We start from the raw sequence: 20,504 nt of genomic DNA on the forward strand, positions 1-20,504 counted from the left end.
GCGCGCCCGGGTACACCACCAAGGCGCGCTCCCGGTGGTCAGCAGCACCCCCGAAAGCGCGCCTTTGGCGTTCGGGCCTACTTCCTCAGCGAGACGTCCGGCCCCCGTGCAGGGTCCCGCCGCGAGCCTGCGAGTGGTGGGGGGCACGGGGGTCCTCCATCAGTGGCCGCAGGTGCAGCTGTCGCCGCAGCCGCCGGCGACGGTGGGGGCGCAGTGGCCGCCCTCGGCCGGCAGGTCGAGCATCGGGTTGCCGTCGAAGAAGCCGAACGGCTTGAGGTGGAAGCCGACCTTGGTCACCGGCATGACCGGCCAGTCCTCCGGACGGACGACGTGGTGCGCGCCGACGGTGTACCAGACCACCAGGTCCGAGTCGACGAGCGAGCGGTCGTCCGCCGTGTAGGCGACCAGGCCGTCGGGGCCGGGGTTCTGCGCGACGTAGTCGCCGGCGGCGAACCGCTGCGCCGGGTCGTACGGCGTGGCCCACAGCTGCCGGGTCGCGAAGCCGCCGCGCTCGGCCTGCTCGGAGCCCTGCTGCCACAGCGGGGCGGTGTAGGGGCCCGGTTCGATCTTGTAGCTCGGCCGCGCGCCCAGGGCGGACTCGGTGTCGGCGCTGCTGACCAGCCAGGACCGGCCGGCCAGCGGGTCGGGCAGCCGCTGGGCCTCGGACTCGCTGGTCAACTGCCGCTTGCGGGTGCGCCAGGCGTTGCCGTACGGGTTCTCCGGGCCGGCGGGGTCGGAGACCGAGTCGACCTCGAACAGGTTGTTGCGCGGCCCGTCGACGGCCATGTCCAGCCGGACGCTGAAGTAGTGCTCGTGGTTGGGCGCCATGAGCCCGGGCGCGATGGTGGTTCCCCAGACCGGGTCCTCCCCCACCGGCAGCGCACCGGTGGACAGGATCCCGGTGAGCTTGACCTCGAACTCGATGGAGCCGTCGAGGTAGAGGTTCCAGTAGAAGCCGTAGTCGTAGTTGCCGACCGTGGCGATCATCGAGACGACCAGCCGGCGGTTGCGGCGGACCTCGGCCCGGCCGGTGCGGAAGTCGGTGTGCTTCCACCCGATCGAGGCGTCCTCCTCGTGCATGCAGACGGCGTTGCCGATCCGCACCGGTTCGCCGTCCTGGTCGTTGACGTACCCGTCGAAGTAGCGGATCTCGCCCAGGCAGTCGCAGCCGAGCTCCAGCGGGTTGGCCAGCCAGCCCAGCCCGTACTCGCCCTCGTCGAACACGTTCTTGTTCCAGTGGGTGGGCCGCGGGTCGCCGTAGGGCACGAACATCTCCGACAGCGAGGCGCGGTAGAGCACCGGGCGCAGCACGCCCTTGTCGACGTAGCCGACGTCGTGCAGCACCAGGCCCTCGCGCGGGGTGAAGCCGATCCGCAGCCGCCACGGCCCCCACTCGACCGCGTGCCCCTCGACGGTGAAGCTGGGCCCCTCGGGCTGGGTGATGCTGATCGGCTTCATCGGCTCGCGGACGGCGGGGAAGCCGCCGACGTTGCCCGGCTCGGCGAGCATCTCGGGCAGGTAGTTCCCCGGCTGCGGGGGCAGCGGCACGATGCCGTGGTCGGCGACGTCGACCACCGTCATCGTGTCCATGTCGACGGTCACGACCAGCCCCTCCACCGGGCGGGCGTAGCCGTTGTCGTCGGGCTTGCTGCGCACGAACGTCAGCGGCCGGGCCAGCCGCCGGCCGCTGGGGTGGTCGTCGGGGCCGGTGTAGCCCGACGCCCACGGGTCGAGCATGACCAGCGAGAAGTCCTCGACGCCGCGGGCGCGCATGGCCGCCTGCCAGTCGGGGTCGGCCCGGACGACGTCCTCGCAGGCCATGAACTCCTCGGCGGTCATCGGCGGCTGCACCCCCTCGACGTGCCGCCAGGAGACGACCTCGCCGCCGCTCAGCGACACGGTGGCCTCGAACGTCGCCCGCAGGCCCGGGCTGCGCAGCACCGCCGCGGCCCGCCGGTCCCAGCCGGTGCCCGGCGTCCAGGTCGCGACGACGTCCTTCGGGGGCTCGGCGAGCTCGAGGAAGACGAACCGGGCGTCGGCGGGGAACCGGTCGTCGGCGCGGAGCAGCGCGGACGCGGCCGACAGCTCCTCGGGCGCCAGCGGCTCCAGCGGGTGGCCGGGCAGCGTCGTGGTCGCGGCCTCCCGGCCGGCGATGAGCGTCATGCGGTTCTCCCTGGCAGGTCGGTTCGGTGTCGCGCTGTGCCCATCCTCGGCGTCCGGAGTGCGCGGGCGTTGCGCTCCGGTTGCCATCCGGTCAACTCTGGCCGGGCCGGCCCGCCGCCTCGGCCTCGGCCAGCAGCCGACCGAGCAGGAACGCGATCCGCTGCGGCCGCTCCAGCATCGGCAGGTGGCCCACCCCGGGCACGATCACCTGCTCGGTACCGAGCGAGCGGGCCATCTCCAGGCCCAGCGCCGGCGTGCAGGTGGCGTCGTGCTCCCCGGTGATCACCAGCGCCGGGACGTCGAGGCCGGCGGCGCGGTCCCGCGAGTCGGAGGTGACCGTGGCCTTCCAGACCCGGACGACGGTGTCGACGTCGTTGGGGTTGGCCAGCGCGATGCCGCGCTCGACCAGCTCGGGGTCGACGCCGGGCCCGAAGGTCCCCGGACCGCTGAACGCCGCGCGGAAGGCACCGGCCACGCCGAGCTCGGTGAACATCGCGGTGCTGCCCTCCGGGTCGAGGTCCGGGAAGTGCAGCGCGCTGCCCATCCCGGTCACCGACAGCACCGACCCGCGGCGGCGGTCGGCGAGGCAGACCGCCAGCGAGCCACCCAGCGAGCCGCCGGCCACGTGGAAGGGACCGTCGAGGCCCGCGGCGTCCATGAACGCCTCGACGTCGTCGGTCCACGGGTCCAGCCCGAGGTCGCCCGTGGCGTCGGAGTCCCCGTGCGCGCGCAGGTCGGGCATCAGCACGGTGCGGTCGGCGGCGAGGAGCTCGGCGACGTCGGCCCACACCAGGCCGCGGGTGTTGATCGGGTGGATGAGCACCAGCGGGGCGCCGGTGGGTGCAACAGGGCCCGCCGTCCACCCGGCGAGCGTGCCGGCCGGGCCGGGGAGGCGGACCGCGGTGAGCGTCACTCGGCGGCCGCCGGGACGGCGCCGAGGAAGCCGGCCTGCTCCACCGAGCTGCGGTAGGCCCGGAAGTGCGGTCCGGCCGCGAAGACCTCCTCGAACAGCGCCTCGGCGGCCTCGGTGCGCCCGGACCGGGCGAGGACGACGGCCTTCCAGAAGCCGGCCTCGAGGTTGTCGCCCAGGCTGATCCGGGCCTCCTCCAGCGCGGTGAGCGCGCTGTCCAGGTCGGCCTCGGAGACCTCGGCGATGTCGCCGATGACCAGGCCGGGGGTGAACATCGCCGCGCCGAGGTCCTCGTAGGCGCGGTGCAGGGCCAGCAGCCGGGTGATCTCGCCGACCGGGTCGGTGTGGTCGTCGACCCGCAGGTCGACCAGGGTCTGCTCCCACGGGGCGTCCGAGGGCTCCCCGGCCACCACCTTGATGGCGGCCGACTGGGAGCCCCGGGCGTCCCCGCCGTGGTCCTCCGCGGCGCGCAGCGCGGCGACCAACCGCTCGGGGAACGGCGCGGTGCTCTGCTCGTAGGCGTCGATCATCGAATCGTAGACGGCGTCGGAGACCAGCATGTTGCCCTGGGCCACGACCTGCTCGCCCGTCCGGCTGCCGGTGGCCGGCACGCACCGGTCACCGGTGAACACCGCGACCCGGCCGGTGGCGTCGACGACGGCGACCTGCCGGAACTCGGGCATCTCGTCGCCGGCGACCAGCGCGTCCAGCGTGGTCTCCGCGTCGGAGCCGGAGCGGAGCAGCTCCAGCCCCTTCGGGCCGAGCCCGACGTTGACGAAGGCCTGCGTCGCCACCCCGCCCAGCCCCGGCTCCAGCCAGCCGACCAGCCGGCCCACGCCGAAGAAGTGCGACTGCACGGCCATGCCGAAGGCCCCGGTCTCGGGGTCGCGAGCCAGGATGGAGTAGGTCAACGGGTGCTCCTGAGGTCAGGTCACTGAACGGTTGTTCATCATGTTGAACGAGATCTGGCGTGTGTCAACGGTGGCTCGTTGCCGGCAGGTCAACTCCGCGTCTCGCGCCCGTCTCGGCGGTGTCCGCAGCCTCACGTGTCGCCCACGGCCGGGTGGGGCACGACCGTGTCCATGGCCGACCAGTTCACCTTCAGCGACCCCACCACGCTCTACCGCACCGACGGATACCCCGAGCAGCACCAGGACGCCCCCGGTCTCGCCGAGGACCTGACGCCCGGTGCGGACCACGGTGAGCAGAGCTACCGCGGCACCGGCCGGCTGACCGGCCGCAAGGCGCTGGTCACCGGCGCCGACTCGGGCATCGGCCGGGCCGCCGCGATCGCGTTCGCCCGCGAGGGTGCCGACGTCGTCCTGAACTACCTGCCGAGCGAGGAGTCCGACGCGAAGGAGGTCGCCGCCCTGATCGAGGAGGCCGGCCGGAAGGCGGTGCTGGCCCCCGCCGACATCTCCGACGAGACCGCCGCCCGCGCCCTGGTGCGCACCGCCGTCGACGCCCTCGGCGGCCTGGACATCGTGGCCAACGTCGCCGGCAAGCAGACCTGGGTCGACGACCTCGCGGACATCAGCAGCGAGCAGTTCGACGCGACGTTCAAGACCAACGTCTACGCGCTGTTCTGGATCATGCAGGAGGCGCTCCCGCACCTGCAGCCGGGCTCGACGATCATCAACACCAGCTCGATCCAGGCCTACTCCCCCGCCCCCGGCCTGGTCGACTACGCGACCACCAAGGCCGCGATCAACACCATGAGCAAGGCGCTGGCCCAGCAGCTCGCACCCAAGGGCATCCGGGTCAACGTCGTGGCGCCGGGCCCGTTCTGGACCCCGCTGCAGGCCACCGGCGGCCAGCCCACCGAGGCGCTGCCGGAGTTCGGCCAGGAGACCCCGCTGGGGCGCGCCGGCCAGCCGGCCGAGCTCGGCCCGGCCTACGTCTTCCTCGCCTCGCCCGAGTCCAGCTACGTCACCGGCGAGACCCTCAACGTCAACGGTGGGATGCCGACCCCGTGACCTCGTCGGTGGCGCGCCGCCCGCACCTGCACTGGGGTGCGGGCGGCGCCCCGGCGCCCGTCGCGGAGCGGGACGACGACGGGTACGCCGACCTGCGGTCCTACGCCGCGATCGGCGACGGCCGCACCGTCGCGCTCATCGCCCGGGACGGCCGGATCGACTGGCTGCCGCTGCCGGAGATGGACGGCGCCCCGGTGTTCGGTGCGCTGCTCGACGCCGACAACGGCGGCTGCATCGAGCTCTGCCCGGTCGGGCCGTTCACCGTCGAGCGGCGCTACGTCGAGCACACCAACGTGCTGGCCACCACCTTCACCACCGAGTCCGGGTCGGTGCGGGTCACCGACGCGCTGAACTCCGGGATCGCCGGCCGGCTGCCGTGGTCGGAGCTGGCCCGCCGGATCGAGGGGCTGACCGGGTCGGTGCGGCTGCGCGCCGCCGTCCGGCCCGGCACCTGCCTGAACACCGTCGCACCGTGGGTGCACCAGACCACGCACGGGCCGGTGCTGCGGGTCGACGGGGTCACCCTCGCCGTCCGGACGATCGCCGAGGACGACGTCCGCGTCGGGGACCGGCGGATCGACGTCGACTTCACCACGACGCCGGGCTCCCGCCAGCTGCTGGGCGTGGTGGCCACCGAGCGGGAGCCGCTGTTCCTCCCGCCGGCTGCGGCGGTCGACGCCGGTGTCGACCGGACGATCGACAACTGGGTCGCCTGGATGGGCGCCTTCTCCTGGGACGGCCCCTGGGACACCGCCGTCCGGCGCAGCACGCTGCTGCTCAAGCAGCTGATCCACGCGGCCAGCGGGTCGATGGTCGCCGCGGCCACCAGCTCGCTGCCGGAGAGCCCGGCCGGTGGCAAGAACTGGGACTACCGCTACGCCTGGGTGCGCGACTCCGCCTACGCGCTCACCGCGCTGTTCCGGTTCGGGCTGCGGGAGGAGACCCACGGGGCGATCAGCTGGCTGCTGTCCACGATCCGCCGGCACGGCCCCGAGCCCCAGGTCGTCTACTCCCTCGACGGCAGGCTGGTGCCGGCCGCGGAGCACCGCGACGTGCCCGGCTGGCGCGGCATCGGCCCGGTGGTCAGCGGGAACCAGGCGGCCGCGCAGCTGCAGCTGGGCGTCTTCGGCGACCTGTTCGCCATCGTGTCGCTGTACGTGGAGAACGGGAACGTGCTGGACGCCGAGACCGGCCGGCTGCTCGCGCAGGTCGCCGACCTCACCTGCGACCGGTGGCAGGCCAAGGACTCCGGGATGTGGGAGCTGCCGGAGGCCCGGCACTACACGACGTCCAAGCTCGGCGCCTGGATGGCGCTGACCAAGGCGGTGGAGCTGGCCGACGCCGGGCAGATCCCGGGGGACGACGCCCGCTGGCGCAGCGAGGCGGCGCGGATCCGCTCCTGGGTGGAGGAGCACTGCTGGTCCGCCGAGCGCGGCGCCTACGTCTGGTACCCGGGCAGCGACCAGCTGGACGCCTCGATCGTGCTGCACGCGATCAGCGGGTTCGACCGGGGCGAGCGGATGAGCTCGACGCTGGACGCGCTGCGCGCCGACCTGGGCGCCGGCCCGCACCTGTACCGCTACAGCGGGGCGGACAAGGAGGAGGGCGTCTTCCTGGCCTGCTCGTTCTGGATGGTGTCGGCGCTGACGCTGTGCGGGCGGGTCGACGAGGCGCGCGACCTGATGGACGAGCTGATGTCGGCGGCCAACGACGTCGGCCTGCTCGCCGAGATGCTCGACCCGGCCACCGGCGACTTCCTCGGCAACCTGCCCCAGGCGCTGTCCCACCTGGCGCTGGTCAACGCCGCGATCACCGTCTCGGAGGCCGGCTGAAGGCCCCCTCCACCGAGAGCACGCTCCCGGTGGAGGGGGGCGCGGTCAGACGGCCAGGCCGCTGCAGGCGGAGGTGCAGTTCACCCGCCAGATCGCCGGGGCGAGCGAGCGGAACACCGACGAGCGGACCAGCCGCTCCCCGTGCGGCCCGGGGACGGCCGTCGGTGCCGGCGTCGGCGCGGCCGTGGTCGGGCTGGCCGCCGGTGCGCCGGCGGTCGGCGTGCTCCGCGGGGTCGTCGCGGCCGCCGAGGTCGTCGGCGCGCTCGCCGACGGCAGGTAGGTGAGCCCACCGGCCAGCACCGTCGGGGTGCCACCGGGGACCGACACGTAGACGTCGTAGGTGCCGGCCACCAGCGCCGGGGTGGTGAACACCAGCCGCGTCGCGGACACCGAGGCGACCACGGCCGGGCTGGTCAGGCCGATGCGCACCTGGGCGTTCGACGGGATGGCGGTGCCGGTGACGGTGACCCGGGTGCCGCCCTCGACGCCCACCCGGGTCGGGCTGATCGAGGTCAGCCCGAACGGCCCGCTGGGCGGGTAGGTGATGGTGCCGCCGGGTGCCGGCGACGTCGGGGCGGTGCTCCCGGCCGAGGTCGGCGCGGTCGTGCCGGCCGCCGGCGGCGTGCTGGCGGTCGGGACGCCGGCCGTCGGGGTCGCCACCCGGGTCGGGGTCGCCGCGGCGCTGGTCGGAGCGGACGTCGGTGCGCTGGTCGGGGTGGACGTCGGACCGGCGGCCCGCGTCGTCGACGGCGCGGAGGTGGTCGGTGCTGCCGCCGTGGGCACCCCTGCCGTGGGGGGAGCCGCCGTCGGCGCGGCCGGGGTCGTCGTCCCCGGGCGGGGGCCGCTGGACGTCGGGGCCGGGCCGGTCGCGGGGCCGGTGGGGGCACCCACGCTCGGCACGCCCGGCGCCGCGATCGTCGTCCGCGGGGAGCTCGTCGGGGCGGCGGTGGGGGTGGTCGGGGTGGTCGCCCGCGGGGTCGGGGACGCCGAGCCGGTGGGTGCCGGTGCCACCGTCGGGGCCACCTGCTGGCCGACCAGCAGCGGGGCGGCGAACCGGAGGCCGACCGGGGCGCCGTCGCGGTAGAGCTGGACGGTCAGCACGTACCGCGCCGCCTGCAGCTCGGTGGTCGGGGACAGCACCAGCGGGCCGGCGCTGGCACGGGGGCCGAGGTCGAAGGACGCCTCGCCGCTGTCGTCGGTGCTGGCGGTGACGCCGTTCATCGTGATCGGCTGCCCGGAGACGGCGAACAGCTCACTGCCGTACTCCTCGCCCAGGCCGAGGCGGACGGCGTAGCCGCCGGGCGGGGTCGACCCGCTCACCACGACCTTCGGGGCGACCGGGCCGGCCGCGGCGACCATCGAGGTGAAGCCGTACTGCACCTCCGCCGCGGTGTTGCCCAGCGCGGTCAGCGACAGCCGGCCGCCGCTGACCGACCGGCGGGCGAAGGCGGCCACCGGCTGGGTGTCGTCGAGCAGCTGCTGGCGCAGCTGGGCCATGGAGGCGGTCGGGTAGTGCGCCCGGTAGAGCGCCACCGCGGCGGCGACCTCGGGGGCGGCCATCGAGGTGCCGTCCATCGCGACGTAGCCGCCACCCGGCGCCGGGGACACGATCGCCTGACCGGGGGCGAACAGGTCGACGGTCGTGGCGCCGTAGCCGGAGAACGAGCTGATGGTGTCCGCGGCGGTGCTGGACCCGACGGTGAGCACCGCGGGGCTGGTCGAGTTGGCCGGGTAGGTCGGGGTGGTGTCGCGGTCCAGGGAGTCGTTCCCGGCTGCGGCCACCACGAGCACGCCGTGGGCGGCGGCGTAGTCGATCGCGGCGGCCAGCACCGGGGACTGCCCCGGGCCGCCCCAGCTGGCGTTGACGACGTCGGCGCCGTGGTCGACCGCGTAGCGGATCGCCGCGGCCGCGGCGGTGACGTCCACCGACGAGCCGTAGCCGACCACCAGCGGCATGATCTGCACGCCGGGGGCCACCCCGGCCGAGCCCTCGCCGTTGCCGGCGCGGGCACCGGCGATCCCGGCGACGCCGGTGCCGTGGCTGTTGCCGCCGGCGTTCACCACGTCGGCGTTCGCGCCGTAGAAGTTCCAGCCGTGGCAGTCGCCGACCAGCCCGTCGCCGTCGGCGTCGGTGGCGCAGTCGGGGTTGGTCCACAGCGCGCCCTGCAGGTCGGGGTGGCTGGTGTCCATGCCGCTGTCGGTGACCGCCAGCACCATGCCGGTGCCGGTGCCGGCCCGCCAGCCGGTCGGGGCGTCGACGTCGGCGCCGGCGACGGCCGGCTGGTTGAGCGCGTTGCTGCCGGTGTTGGCCAGGTTGTAGCCGTAGCGGGCCCAGAACGGGTCGCTGACGGTGCCGCCGGAGAACGTCCCGGTGGCGGAGAACTGCACGTCGCCGCCGGCCACGACACCGGCGAGGTCGGCGGGGGCCAGGCCGCGGGTCGCGACCAGCGCCGAGCCGTCGAACACCCGCTGCACGGTCGCCACCCCGGCGTGCGCCTGCAGCGCGGCGAGCTCGGCGTCGCTGACCCGGCCCGCGGGGGCGGACACCACCAGCCGGGTCAGCCCGTCACCGGCCGGCACGGCGTCGGCCGCCGGCGCGAGGGCCGGGGCCGCCAGCGCGAACCCCTCGGGGGCGGCCGCGCCGCCGAAGCCCAGCGCGGCGGTCGCCACGACGGCCACCGCCCGCTGCCGGGAGCTGCGCGTCCCGGCGAGCACGCCGCGGGACCGCCCGGAGGTGCTGCTCTCCGGACGGCGGACGGACGGCGTGCTGCCGCTGCGGTGCTGGCCGTGCTCGTTCATCTGCTGCCCTCGTTCGACGCCGCGACCCGAGACGGGCCGTTCGGTCGCATCGACAGCCGGCGTCCCGGACTGGATCCCCCGTCCGGGGGATCTCCCACCGAAGGCGCGCCTTGGGGGATGTCAGCGGGGGACGGGGGTCCACTCCGTCTGGCGGCGCAGCGGGCTCTTGAGCACCTTGCCGCCGGCGTTGCGCGGGAGCGGGGCCTCCAGCACGCGGACGAACTGCGGCACCTTGAAGTCGGCGAGCCGGGTGCGGGCGAAGGCGATGAGCGACGGGACGAGCTCCGCCGCGCCCACCCCGGGGCGGGGTAGCACCACCGCGCCGACCTTCTCCCCCATCACCGGGTCCGCGACGCCCACGACCGCGACCTCCACGACGTCGGGGTGCGCGGCCAGCGCGTTCTCCACCTCGACGGAGTACACGTTCTCCCCGCCGCGGTTGATCATGTCCTTGGCCCGGTCGACGATGCGCACGATCCCGTCGGTGAGCGTGGCCATGTCGCCGGTGTGCAGCCAGCCGTCGACGAAGGTCTCCGCCGTCCGCGCCGGGTCGCCCCAGTACCCGGCGACCACGTTCGGTCCGCGCACCAGCAGCTCGCCGATGCCCGTCTCGTCGTCCGGCCGGTCGATCCGCACGTCGTTCACCGGCGTCGGGAAGCCGACCGCGTCGGCGTGCGTGGCGGCGAACTCGTGCGGCAGGAAGGTCGCCAGCGCCGAGGTCTCCGACAGCCCGAACCCGTTGCCCAGCCGGGCCTGCGGGAACGCCTCGAGCAGCCGGTGCACCAGGTCCGGGGCGATCGGCGCGCCGCCGTAGCTGAGCGTGCGCACGGTCGAGACGTCGGTCGTGGCGAACGCCGGGTGCCGCAGCACCAGCTCGTAGATCGTCGGCACGCTGGTGAGCAGGGTGATCCCGTGGCGCGGCACGGCCGCCAGGAACGCCGCCGCCTCGAACCGCGGCATGACGACGGACAGCCCGCCGAGGGCGACCTGGGTCATCATCTGCGAGCAGCAGCCGGTGACGTGGAACAGCGGCACCGAGATGAGCGTCGCGTTCCGGACACCGGGGTCACGCGAGAGCTCCCGGCAGCGGATGACGCTCTCGATGGTCGACAGGAAGTTCTCGTGGGTGAGCATGGCGCCCTTGGGCCGGCCGGTCGTGCCGCTGGTGTAGAACAGCGCCGCCACGTCGCCGTGCGCGACGTCGGCGACCTCGCCGGGCTCCCCGTCGGGCAGCGGCTCCCCCGGCCGGACGACGTGGGTGGCGCCGCAGTCGGCCAGGACGAACTCGACCTCCGCCTCGGCCAGCCGGGTGTTCAGCGGGACGACGATGCCGCCGGCCAGGTGCGTGCCCCAGAAGGCGAGCAGCCAGTCCAGCCCGTTGCCCAGCCGGACGGCGACCCGGTCACCGGGGCCCACCCCGGCGTCCCGGAGCCCGCCGGCCACCCGGGCGGCGCGGTCCCACAGCTCGGCGTAGCCGACCGCCGGCCCGTCGAGCTCGACCACGGCTTGGCGGTCCGGGAAGCGCTGCACGGTCTCCCGGAGCAGGGCGACGACGTTGCGGTGCAGCCCGCGGTACCGGCGGACCCCGTCGGCGCCGACCTCGGTGCCGCTCGTGTCGAACGGGGCGTGGGTCTCGGGCACGGCACCTCCAGCTCAGCGGCGACGTCGTTGCCGCCGGCAACCATCTTGCGCCCGGACGGCGGCCGGCTCAGCGGGGGGTCAGTCCCCGCTGCTCCCGCCTCCGCCACCTCCGCCGTCGCCACCCCCGGAGCCGCCGTCGGAGCCACCGCTCCCGTCGGACCCGCCGTGGTCCGACCCACCGTGGCCCGACCCGCCGTGCCCCGGGCCGTCCGACCAGCCGGTGCCCGAGCCACCGCCGTCGACGTAGCCCGAGCCGCCGTCCCGCCGGCTGGTCGCGCTCGAGGCCTTCGACATCCGGCCGATCAGCACCAGGACGACGACCACGAGGACGACGACGACCACGATCTTCACAGGACCTCCTGAGGGGCGACGGCACGGTGATGGTGTCGGCGCCGCCGTCCGGCCGCCAGTCCTGCGGGTTCACCGAGCAGGACGGGCGGCGGACGGGAACCCTGGTGCCGGCGGCTCAGCCACGGCTGCCCGGACCCCTGCCCAGGAGCCCCTGATGAGCGACCGCGAACCGCAGGAGATGGCCCAGGCCGCCGTCGCGACCGGTGCCAAGAAGACCCACCGCAGCTGGGACAGGGTGCTGGTCAGCGCCTTCCTGGCCGGCGCCTACATCTCGTTCGGCGGCCTGGTCGCGATCACCGTCTCCTCGGGGCTGGACCCCGCCACCTGGGGCACGCTGCCGACCCTGTTCCTCGGCGCCGCCTTCACCCTCGGCCTGGTGCTCGTGCTCATCGCCGGGTCCGACCTGGCGACCGGCAACATGATGCTGGTCCCGCTGAGCGCGATGCGCGGCAAGGTCGGCGTCGGCGACGTCGTCCGCAACCTGACGCTGGTGCTGGTCGGGAACCTGCTCGGCGCGCTCTTCGTGGCCTGGTTCCTCGCCGTGCAGACCGGCGTCATCGGCCACGCGGGGGCCGAGGGCAGCGCCGGGCTGACCTTCGACCGGCTGGCCTCGATCGCGCAGGCGAAGGCGACGGTGGAGTCGCACTGGCAGGTCTTCCTGCGCGGCATCGGCTGCAACTGGCTGGTCTGCCTGGCGGTGTGGATGTCGCTGGCGGCGAAGAACGTCTCCGGCAAGATCCTGGCGATCTTCTTCCCGATCATGGCGTTCGTGGCCATGGGCTTCGACCACGTGGTGGCCAACATGTTCTTCCTGCCCGCCGCCATCTTCGCCGGCGTCCCGGACCTGACCTGGGGCGACGCGTTGCTCAACTGGCTCTTCGCCGGGCTGGGCAACCTGGTGGGCGCGGTCGTCTTCGTGTCGACGTCGTACTGGTACCTGTTCCTGCGGGACGAGCCCGACACCGCCGACGCGACCCCAGCCCCGGACGCCGAGCGCGCCTGAACCCGGACGCGCAGACGGCGGCGCCCCGGTCCGGGACGCCGCCGCCTGGTCGCTCAGCTGCCGGTCAGGACTCGGCGCCCTCCTGCTCGGCCGAGCCGGCGCCCCGGCCCTGCACCAGCTCGTCCGTGCCCGGGCCACCGACCAGGACGTCGTCCCCGTTGGCGCCGTCGAGCCGGTCGGCGCCGAACCCGCCGAGCAGCACGTCGTCGCCGTTGTCACCGGTCAGCGTGTCCTCGCCGGCCCCGCCGCAGAGGACGTCCTCGCCGTTGCCGCCGGCGAGGGTGTCGTCGCCACCCAGCCCCATGACCACGTCCACGCCGTTGGTGCCGCGCAGCACGTCGTCGCCGTCGGTGCCGCGGATCGTCGGGAGCAGACCCTGGCACCGCTCCTCCAGGTCCAGACCGATGACCAGCGGGTCGTGGTCACTGGAGCGGTACGGGTCGGGCGCGTACAGGTCGTCCGCGCCGGTGTACTGGTAGGCGGAGGACTCCACCGAGTTGATGTCCCAGTGCACGACGTCGGTGACCTTGGCGGCCAGCGCGGCCGTGGCCAGCGCGTGGTCCAGCGAGCCGGACAGCGCGTCGAACACGTAGCTGTACCGGCCCTCGTCGAAGGCCGACCCGAGGTCGGTGTACCCGGCCTGGCGCAGCGCCTCGATCGGGTCCTCCTGCGTGTAGGCGTTGAAGTCGCCCATCAGCACCACGTCGTCGTCGCCGGTCTGCGTGCGCAGCCGGTCGGTGAAGGCCGCCAGCGACCGGGCCTGCCGGACGCGGTCGCCGTTCCACTGGCCCTGGCCGTCGCCGGCGTCGACGTTGTCGCCGGTCGCGTCGCCGGTGCTCTTGGACTTGAGGTGGTTGGCGACGACGGTGAAGGCGTCACCGTCCTTGACGAACGTCTGCGCCTGCGGCTCGCGGGCGTTGGACCAGACCGTCTCGTCGACCAGCCCGACCGGGGCGCCGACGGGCTGGACGACGTCGTTGCGGTAGATGATCCCGTTGCGGATGACGTCCCGGTCGACGGTGTAGAGCTCGGCCGGCAGCGGCACGTAGGACCAGACCGCAGCGCCCTCGGCCGCGTTCAGCCGGCGCACCAGGTCGGCCAGCGCGGTGTCGGCGTCCCCCGGGGTGAGGCCGGTGGAGTCGGTGTCCTCGATCTCCAGCAGCGAGACGACGTCGGCGTCCAGCGCGGTGATCGCGGCGACCTCCTTGGCCGCCTGCTGCTCGAACTCCGCCGCGCTGGTGGCGCCGCGGCCCACGCCGCCGATGGTGAGGAAGTAGTTGAGCACGTTGAAGGTGGCCAGCTGGACGTCGCCGCCCACCGGCTCCGGCGCCGCCGTGCGGGTGTCCTGCGGGGCGAACACGCCGTCGGCGGAGCCGTCAGCAGGCTGCAGCCGCCAGGTGTCGAAGCCGTATCCGAGGACGACGGGCTCGGTGAACGTCAGCTCGTCACCGACCCGCACGGGGGCGTCCCGGGTCAGGTACGGGCGGGTGGCCACGGTGACCCGGGCGGAGACGCCGTCGTCGAGGGTGATGCTGCGCAGCGCGTTGCCGGCGGCGACCGCGGCGGCCTCCGGTGTGCCCGGGCGGGCGAGCTCGGTGGGCTGGACGAGGACCCCACCGGCGGAGAGGGTCAGCTCGCCGTAGCTGGTGAGGTCGAAGACCTCGCTGACGGTCAGCGGGTCGACGGGTGCGACGAGCATCCCCTCGAGGCGCTCGCGGGCGGTGTCGTCGGCGGGCAGGTCCAGCGGCGCGGGCGCCGGCAGGTCGGCCGCGGTGCCGTCGGCGCAGACGGCGACGTCGGTGCGCGAGGTGATCTGCGTCTGGCCACCGAACTCCAGCGCCTGGCCGGTCACGGCGACGGTGTCCCCGAGGTCGACCGCGACCGGGCTGAAGACGAACACGCCGTCGGCGGTGGCGGCGTCGCCGTCACCGTCGGCGTCCTGCAGGTAGAAGCCGGACAGGCCGGGCTCGTCGCCGACGACGACGCCGCGCACGGTGACCGTCTGGCCGGCCAGCGGCGTGGTCGCGCCGGTGCCCTGGACGGCGCCCACCTCGTGCGTGACCGGGGTGCCGCAGACGTCGGCGGCGGGCGGCGGCGTCGTGGTCCCGCCGCCGTTCACCACGCCCCTCGTGGCGGCCGCGGGTCCGGCCCAGGTGCTGGTGCCGTCGGCGCCGACGGTGCGGGACAGCGACTGCCCGGCCGGCTCGGTGCCGGTCTCGCTCACCCCGATGTCGGTGCTGGTGAGGCCGGCTGCCGGACCGCCGGACGCGGTGACCGTGCCCTCGTAGGAGAGGAACTCCAGCACCTCGGTGCCGCGGACGAGGGCGACCGCGTCCGGGGGGCCGTTCTGCACGCCGTTGGCCGGGTAGTCGACGACGGCCACGGCCGGGGCGCCGGCGGGGGCGGTCACCTCCGGCAGCGCGTCGGTGTCGTAGACGGCGCCGTTGCCGCCGTTGTAGAGGACGACGCTCAGCCCGGCGGAGCTGGTGCCGGCCGGGACCTGGACCTCGACGAACTCGCCGGCGTCGGTGCCGGTGTTGTCGTAGTGGAGCTCGGAGACGAACGGCGTGCTGGGCGGCGCGGCGGCCGCGACCGCGGGGACGGCGACGGCGGCGAGGACGGCGGCGGACACCGCCGCGACGCCGAGTGCTCCGCGGCGGGCGGCGGTGCGGGCGGTACCTGGAGGGAGGGGCACGAACGGTCCTCTCGGAGGGCGACTCGGTCGGCTGGACCGTGCACAGCGTGCGCAACTGCTGTGAACGGCTAACTGACTCTAAGTGAGCACACCGTGACGGCGCGAGGTGAACTGTGCGGCGCCCGCTCCGGTCAGTCGGTCGGTTCGACCGGGCGCGAGGGCTCCACGGGGCCGTCGCCGGCCGCGGCCTCCTCCTGCCGCTGCAGCTTCCGGAAGCGCAGCGACTCCAGCAGCACGTAGCCGAACAGCACGGTCCAGGCGAAGCTCAGGAAGGCGTCGCCGTACCGGCCGTCGACCACCTTCAGGACCAGCTGCACGGCGTTGTAGACCGCCGCGGCCCCGGCGAGCAGCTGCACCCCGACGTTGGCGAACCAGGCAGGGCGGGCGGGGTTGGCGGCCATGCACCCAGGCTAGGCGACCCGCGGCGTCACGCCGGGGACGCCGACGGGTCGCTGGAGTTCCAGATGTCCAGACCGAAGCGCCACGTGCCGTCGGGCTGCTGGCGGTGCACCACGACGTACTTGCCGCGCTCGACGACGTCCCCGGCCGCCCGCAGCACGTAGCGCCCCTGCTCGACGGCGATGTCGCCGTGCTCCTCCAGGGACTCGGTCTCCAGCCCGCCGCCCATGCCGGAGTCGATCGCCCCCTGCCAGAAGTCGCGGATCGCCGAGCCCTCCACCACGTCGCTGCCGGGTGGGAAGAGCCGGGCGTCCGGGGCGTAGACCGAGGCCACCATGTCGGCGTCGCCCTTCTCCAACCCCTGCTCGAAGGTCTGGTTCAGGGCGTCGATGTCGCTGCGGGCCATGACGGCCTCCTCATCCGGTGAGGGCACCAGCCTCCGCCCCGGCGGCCGGGCGGGAAGGCGCGGCGCCCTCGCGACACGCCCCCGGCAGCGGGTGCCACCCTGTGCTCCCCGCCGCTCACGCACGGGTCACCCGGCGCGCCGTCCCGCCGTCGTGGAGGGTGGGCACGTGAGCACAGAGCAGAGCGGCAGCGGTTACGTCGAGGCGGGCCAGGAGTACCAGCGCGACTCGAACTACATCACCGACCGGATCACCGCCGACGGTTCCAGCGGCTGGCCGGTGGAGGCCGACCGCTACCGGCTGGTGATCGCCCGGGCGTGCCCGTGGGCCAACCGCGCCGCGATCGTGCGGCGGCTGCTGGGCCTCGAGCCGGTGATCTCGATGGGCATCTGCGGGCCCACGCACGACGAGCGCAGCTGGACCTTCGACCTCGACCCCGGCGGCCGTGACCCGGTGCTGGGCTACGAGCGGCTGCAGGAGGCGTTCCTCGCCCGCGACCCGGAGTACCCGCGCGGCATCACCGTGCCGGCGATGGTCGACCTGCCCACCAAGGCGGTCGTGACCAACGACTTCCGGCAGATGACCCTCGACTTCTCCACCGAGTGGACCCAGTTCCACCGCCCCGGCGCCCCGGAGCTGTACCCCGAGCAGCTCCGCGAGGAGATGGACGAGTTGATGCAGCGCGTCTACACCGAGGTCAACAACGGGGTCTACCGCTGCGGGTTCGCCGGCTCCCAGCGCGCCTACGACGCGGCCTACGACCGGCTGTGGACGGCGCTGGACTGGCTGGAGGAGCGGCTGTCGGCGCAGCGGTTCCTGATGGGCGGCACCATCACCGAGGCCGACGTCCGGCTGTTCACCACGCTGGCCCGGTTCGACGCGGTCTACCACGGCCACTTCAAGGCCAACCGGCAGAAGCTGACCGAGATGCCGGTGCTGTGGGCCTACGCCCGCGACCTGTTCCAGACCCCGGGCTTCGGCGACACCACCGACTTCCCGCAGATCAAGGAGCACTACTACGTGGTGCACGCCGACATCAACCCGACGCAGATCATCCCGATGGGCCCGGACACGTCGGGCTGGCTGACCCCGCACGGCCGTGAGGAGCTGGCGGGGAGCCCGTTCGGCGACGGCACGCCGCCCGGCCCGGTGGCCGCGGGCGAGGAGGTCCCGGCCGAGCACGGCCCCGGGGGCATCGGCCACCGCTGAACCCACGTCGTCCGCGGCGGCCCGGCGCCTGGTTCGATCACCGGGGAGCCGGGCACCGTGGCCCGGACCGAGCAGAGGAGCCCGCATGGTGCACCGTCTCGTCGTCCAGTACGGCCAGCCGACCGACCCGGCCGAGTTCGACCGGCACTACCGCGACGTGCACGTCGGGCTGGTCCACGCGATCCCCGGCCTGCAGGGGTTCTCCATCGGCCACGCGGCCTCGCTGGACCCGAGCACGCCGGCTCCCTACCTGGTCGCCGAGCTGGACTTCGAGTCCGCCGAGGCGATGGGTGCCGGGATGAGCTCCGAGGCCGGCCGGGCCGCGGGCGCCGACGTCGGCACCTTCGCCACCGGCGGGGCGACGATGGCCAGCTTCGACGTCGAGGACCTCAGCCCCGCGGGCTGAGGCCTCCCATGTCCCCCGACCGGCCGGCGTTCGTCCTCCCCAGCGCGGGGCCCGACCCGCTGCCGTGGGACACCGCGCTCGCCGCCGTCCTCGGCTACGCCCGGGGGCGGCGGCCGCTGCGGTACCGCTCCCCCATCGAGCGGGAGGGGCGCTGGGTGCTGGTGCCGGCCTTCGGCTTCGAGCGCTTCGACCGCCGGCCGGTGCCGACCGGCCCGCTCGGGGACGACGACGTGCTGGTCGCCGAGGGCCTGCACGGCCGGCTGGACCCGGGGGCCTGGGAGACGGTGCGCCGGGCCCTGGACGACGTCGGGCCGGCGGCCGCGGCGATGGCCGCCCGCGCCGCCGGCCTCCCGTTCTGGGACCTGCCGGACGACGAGGTCTCCGTGCTCGGTGAGCCGGGCACCGTCGGCGCCGCGCTGCGGGCCCTGGGCGAGCCACCCGACCCGCACGGCCGCTACGTCGTCGCCGCCCTGCACCACCGCCGTCCGGAGCTGGTGCCCCTGGTCACCCGCACCACCTGGCTGCAGCTGGTGCCGCACCTGGTGGAGGGCGACAGCGGGGTCGCCGCCGTCGTGCACCGGGAACTGCGCACCAACGCCGCGGCCTTCGGTGCGCTCGAGGACACCGCAGCCGAGCTGCTCGGGCACCGGCTGACCCGGCTCCGGCTGCACGACCTGCTGCTCTGGCTCACCGCCACCCTGCGGCTGCCCGCGGCCGTCGCCCTGGGCAGGGACACCGCGCTGGACCACCACCCGACGACCTCACCCCCGGCGGCCGCGGTGCGCACGCAGACGTCCTAGCCCGCCGGCCGGCCGTGGATCGTCCGCAGTCATGCGCTGACGACGCCCGTCTCGTAGGCGGTGACCACCAGCTGGGCGCGGTCGCGCGCGCCCAGCTTGAGGAACAACCGGGACACGTGGGTCTTGGCCGTGAGCGGCGAGAGCACCAGGTGCTCGGCGATCTCGTGGTTCGACATGCCCCGCCCGACCAGGCCGAGGACCTCCCGCTCGCGCGGCGTCAGGTCGGCGAGCCGGGCGGCGTCCGGCGGCGGTGCCGGTACCGGCGGTGCGGGGCCGGTGGCGACGTAGGCCTCGATCAGCCGCCGGGTCACCTGCGGTGCGAGCAGCGCCTGGCCGTCGTGCACCAGCCGGACCGCCTCGATCAGCGCCACCGGCTCGATGTCCTTGAGCAGGAAGCCCGAGGCCCCGGCCCGCAGCGCGCCGAAGACGTACTCGTCCAGCTCGAACGTCGTCAGCACGACCACCCGGGTGCGGCTCAGCCGGGCGTCGCCGGTGATCCGGGCGGTGGCCGCCAGGCCGTCGACGCGCGGCATCCGGACGTCCATCAGCACGACGTCGGGCACCGTCGCCACGGCCTGCGCCACGGCCTGGTCGCCGTCGACCGCCTCGCCGACGACCTCGATGCCGGGCTCGGAGTCCAGCAGTGCCCGGAACCCGGCGCGCACCAGCGTCTGGTCGTCGACGAGCAGCACGCGGACCGGCGGCGCGGCTCCAGCGTTCACGGGGTGCTCACCGGCACGGACACGGGCAGCGACGCCGCGACCCGCCAGCCGCCTCCCGGCCGCGGACCCGCCTCGAGCGAGCCCCCGGCTGCGGCCGCGCGCTCGCGCATGCCGCGCAGTCCGCTGCCCGACCCGGTGCCGTCGAGGGCCGGTGGCGCCGCGCCGCCGTCGTCCTCGACCTCGATGAGCACGACGTCGGCCGCCCGGCTGACGTGCACCCGCGCCGACGTCGGGCCGGCGTGCCGCAGCACGTTGGTCAGCGCCTCCTGCACGATCCGGTAACCGGTCGCCCCGACCGCGACCGGGAGCGTCGACACGTCGGGGTCGATCCGGACGTCGAGGTCGATCCCCGCCGAGCCGAGCCCGTCGCGCAGGTCGTCGATCCCGGCGAGGCCCTGCACCGGCCGGACGGGGCTGTCGTGCTCGTCCTCCCGGAGCAGGCCGAGCATGGAGCGCAGGTCGCCGAGCGCCTCTCCGCTGACCCGCTTGATGTCGCGCAGGGTGGCGCGGGCCTGCTCGGGGTCCCGGTCGAGGAGGTGGGCGCCGACCCCGGCCTGCACGTTGATGGCCACCATGGCGTGCGCGACGACGTCGTGGACGTCCCGGGCGATCCGCAGCCGCTCCTCCCCCACCCGGCGCAGCGCCTCCTCCTCGCGGTTCCGCTCGGCGGACTCGGCGCGGTCGACGAGCGCGGCGGTGGCGGCGCGGCGGTCGTGGGCGGCGACGCCGAGGGCGAGGGGCAGCGCCACCCACCCGAGGTTGCGGGCGGTGTCCCAGTCGAGGATCGAGTGCTGGCTGTAGGTCAGCAGGATCGCCACCACCACCGGCGCCGTCGCGGCCCCGGTCCAGAGGGCCGCGGTCCGGCCCAGCCGGTCGGCGAGCGCGTAGGCGCACAGGACGGCCGGGATCGGGATGGTCTGGTAGATCTCGGCGGTGGTGGTGACCCCCAGCAGGGTGGTCATCGCCAGCACCATGGCCAGCACCGGCCGGTCGCGGCGCAGCAGCACCGGGAGGCTGGCGACCACGATCGCGACGACGGCGGCCACGCTCGGCTCCGCCTTCGTGCTGCGGGCGAGCTCGACGCCCATGGCGGCCACGCACGCCGCTGCCGCCACGACGTCCAGGACGCGCGGCGGCAGCGACGGGAGGCGGGTCACGCCGACGACGGTAGCGGCGGCGGGACCGCCGGTCGTC

The 20,504-nt window shown here is 74.7% G+C and carries 17 protein-coding genes; 6 read left to right on the forward strand and 11 right to left on the reverse strand.

The window, feature by feature from the left end; all coding sequences use genetic code 11:
* Positions 1–159: 159 nt before the first annotated feature.
* The 3 genes from MODMU_RS19870 to MODMU_RS19880 all read right to left on the reverse strand — a co-directional run bounded on the left by MODMU_RS19870 (position 160) and on the right by MODMU_RS19880 (position 3,984).
* Entirely contained in the window at positions 160–2,163 is a 2,004-nt protein-coding gene (locus MODMU_RS19870; RefSeq protein ID WP_014742172.1) for a primary-amine oxidase, read from the reverse strand.
* A gap of 91 nt (positions 2,164–2,254) precedes the next feature.
* Complete coding sequence (locus MODMU_RS19875; RefSeq protein WP_014742173.1) at positions 2,255–3,076, reverse strand: alpha/beta fold hydrolase; 822 nt, start codon at positions 3,074–3,076, stop codon at positions 2,255–2,257.
* A complete protein-coding gene (locus MODMU_RS19880; protein ID WP_014742174.1) occupies positions 3,073–3,984 on the reverse strand; it encodes a DUF1028 domain-containing protein in 912 nt (303 codons plus the stop codon). Before MODMU_RS19880 ends, MODMU_RS19875 begins: the two co-directional genes overlap by 4 nt.
* Positions 3,985–4,155: 171 nt before the next feature.
* Between MODMU_RS19880 and MODMU_RS19885 the strand changes: the two genes are divergently transcribed.
* Positions 4,156–5,049 (forward strand): glucose 1-dehydrogenase, encoded by an 894-nt coding sequence (locus MODMU_RS19885; protein ID WP_014742175.1) that lies wholly within the window; start codon positions 4,156–4,158, stop codon positions 5,047–5,049.
* Complete coding sequence (locus MODMU_RS19890; RefSeq protein ID WP_014742176.1) at positions 5,046–6,881, forward strand: glycoside hydrolase family 15 protein; 1,836 nt, start codon at positions 5,046–5,048, stop codon at positions 6,879–6,881. Before MODMU_RS19885 ends, MODMU_RS19890 begins: the two co-directional genes overlap by 4 nt.
* A 45-nt stretch (positions 6,882–6,926) precedes the next feature.
* Here MODMU_RS19890 and MODMU_RS27280 read toward each other — a convergent pair whose 3' ends face one another.
* From MODMU_RS27280 to MODMU_RS28160, 3 genes are all read right to left on the reverse strand, one after another.
* A complete protein-coding gene (locus MODMU_RS27280) occupies positions 6,927–9,680 on the reverse strand; it encodes a S8 family serine peptidase (RefSeq protein WP_014742177.1) in 2,754 nt (917 codons plus the stop codon).
* 120 nt (positions 9,681–9,800) lie between these two features.
* On the reverse strand, positions 9,801–11,321 hold the full coding sequence (locus MODMU_RS19900; RefSeq protein WP_014742178.1) for a class I adenylate-forming enzyme family protein: 1,521 nt from the start codon (positions 11,319–11,321) through the stop codon (positions 9,801–9,803).
* A gap of 78 nt (positions 11,322–11,399) precedes the next feature.
* Complete coding sequence (locus tag MODMU_RS28160) at positions 11,400–11,672, reverse strand: hypothetical protein (protein WP_014742179.1); 273 nt, start codon at positions 11,670–11,672, stop codon at positions 11,400–11,402.
* A gap of 154 nt (positions 11,673–11,826) precedes the next feature.
* On the opposite strand from MODMU_RS28160, the gene MODMU_RS19910 reads away from it, so the two are divergent.
* Positions 11,827–12,675 carry a formate/nitrite transporter family protein gene (locus tag MODMU_RS19910; protein ID WP_014742180.1) on the forward strand — a complete coding sequence of 283 codons (849 nt, stop codon included), beginning with the start codon at positions 11,827–11,829 and terminating at the stop codon, positions 12,673–12,675.
* A 64-nt stretch (positions 12,676–12,739) separates the two neighbouring features.
* On the opposite strand, the gene MODMU_RS30135 is transcribed toward MODMU_RS19910, so the two are convergent.
* The 3 genes from MODMU_RS30135 to MODMU_RS19925 all read right to left on the reverse strand — a co-directional run bounded on the left by MODMU_RS30135 (position 12,740) and on the right by MODMU_RS19925 (position 16,175).
* Entirely contained in the window at positions 12,740–15,370 is a 2,631-nt protein-coding gene (locus MODMU_RS30135) for an ExeM/NucH family extracellular endonuclease (RefSeq protein WP_083869885.1), read from the reverse strand.
* Positions 15,371–15,501: 131 nt separating this feature from the next.
* On the reverse strand, positions 15,502–15,771 hold the full coding sequence (locus MODMU_RS19920; protein ID WP_014742183.1) for a hypothetical protein: 270 nt from the start codon (positions 15,769–15,771) through the stop codon (positions 15,502–15,504).
* Between the two features lie 26 nt (positions 15,772–15,797).
* The gene (locus MODMU_RS19925) at positions 15,798–16,175 is read right to left on the reverse strand and encodes a YybH family protein (RefSeq protein ID WP_014742184.1); all 378 of its coding nucleotides are present in this window, start codon (positions 16,173–16,175) and stop codon (positions 15,798–15,800) included.
* Positions 16,176–16,341: 166 nt separating this feature from the next.
* Here MODMU_RS19925 and MODMU_RS19930 point away from each other — a divergent pair, with 166 nt between their 5' ends.
* From MODMU_RS19930 to MODMU_RS19940, 3 genes are all read left to right on the forward strand, one after another.
* Positions 16,342–17,382 (forward strand): glutathione S-transferase family protein, encoded by a 1,041-nt coding sequence (locus tag MODMU_RS19930; protein WP_014742185.1) that lies wholly within the window; start codon positions 16,342–16,344, stop codon positions 17,380–17,382.
* An 85-nt stretch (positions 17,383–17,467) separates the two neighbouring features.
* Positions 17,468–17,788, forward strand: a complete 321-nt coding sequence (locus MODMU_RS19935) for an EthD family reductase (protein ID WP_014742186.1) — start codon at positions 17,468–17,470, stop codon at positions 17,786–17,788.
* 8 nt (positions 17,789–17,796) lie between these two features.
* Positions 17,797–18,588: a hypothetical protein gene (locus MODMU_RS19940; protein WP_014742187.1), complete on the forward strand. Its 792-nt coding sequence runs from the start codon at positions 17,797–17,799 to the stop codon at positions 18,586–18,588.
* Between the two features lie 29 nt (positions 18,589–18,617).
* Here the strand turns inward: MODMU_RS19940 and MODMU_RS19945 are convergent, their stop codons facing one another.
* Complete coding sequence (locus MODMU_RS19945; protein WP_014742188.1) at positions 18,618–19,310, reverse strand: response regulator transcription factor; 693 nt, start codon at positions 19,308–19,310, stop codon at positions 18,618–18,620.
* Complete coding sequence (locus MODMU_RS19950; RefSeq protein WP_014742189.1) at positions 19,307–20,467, reverse strand: sensor histidine kinase; 1,161 nt, start codon at positions 20,465–20,467, stop codon at positions 19,307–19,309. Before MODMU_RS19950 ends, MODMU_RS19945 begins: the two co-directional genes overlap by 4 nt.
* Positions 20,468–20,504: the final 37 nt, after the last annotated feature.

Origin of the sequence: Modestobacter italicus, assembly GCF_000306785.1 — a bacterium.
Lineage (GTDB): Bacteria > Actinomycetota > Actinomycetes > Mycobacteriales > Geodermatophilaceae > Modestobacter > Modestobacter italicus.

Excerpts from the sequence above, each read along its gene's own strand:
- MODMU_RS19885 (WP_014742175.1), top strand. The coding sequence starts at position 4,156 with ATGGCCGACCAGTTCACCTTCAGCGACCCCACCACGCTCTACCGCACC.
- MODMU_RS19870 (WP_014742172.1), bottom strand. The coding sequence starts at position 2,163 with ATGACGCTCATCGCCGGCCGGGAGGCCGCGACCACGACGCTGCCCGGC.
- MODMU_RS19925 (WP_014742184.1), bottom strand. The coding sequence starts at position 16,175 with ATGGCCCGCAGCGACATCGACGCCCTGAACCAGACCTTCGAGCAGGGG.
- MODMU_RS19920 (WP_014742183.1), bottom strand. The coding sequence starts at position 15,771 with ATGGCCGCCAACCCCGCCCGCCCTGCCTGGTTCGCCAACGTCGGGGTG.
- MODMU_RS19910 (WP_014742180.1), top strand. The coding sequence starts at position 11,827 with ATGAGCGACCGCGAACCGCAGGAGATGGCCCAGGCCGCCGTCGCGACC.
- MODMU_RS19940 (WP_014742187.1), top strand. The coding sequence starts at position 17,797 with ATGTCCCCCGACCGGCCGGCGTTCGTCCTCCCCAGCGCGGGGCCCGAC.
- MODMU_RS19935 (WP_014742186.1), top strand. The coding sequence starts at position 17,468 with ATGGTGCACCGTCTCGTCGTCCAGTACGGCCAGCCGACCGACCCGGCC.
- MODMU_RS27280 (WP_014742177.1), bottom strand. The coding sequence starts at position 9,680 with ATGAACGAGCACGGCCAGCACCGCAGCGGCAGCACGCCGTCCGTCCGC.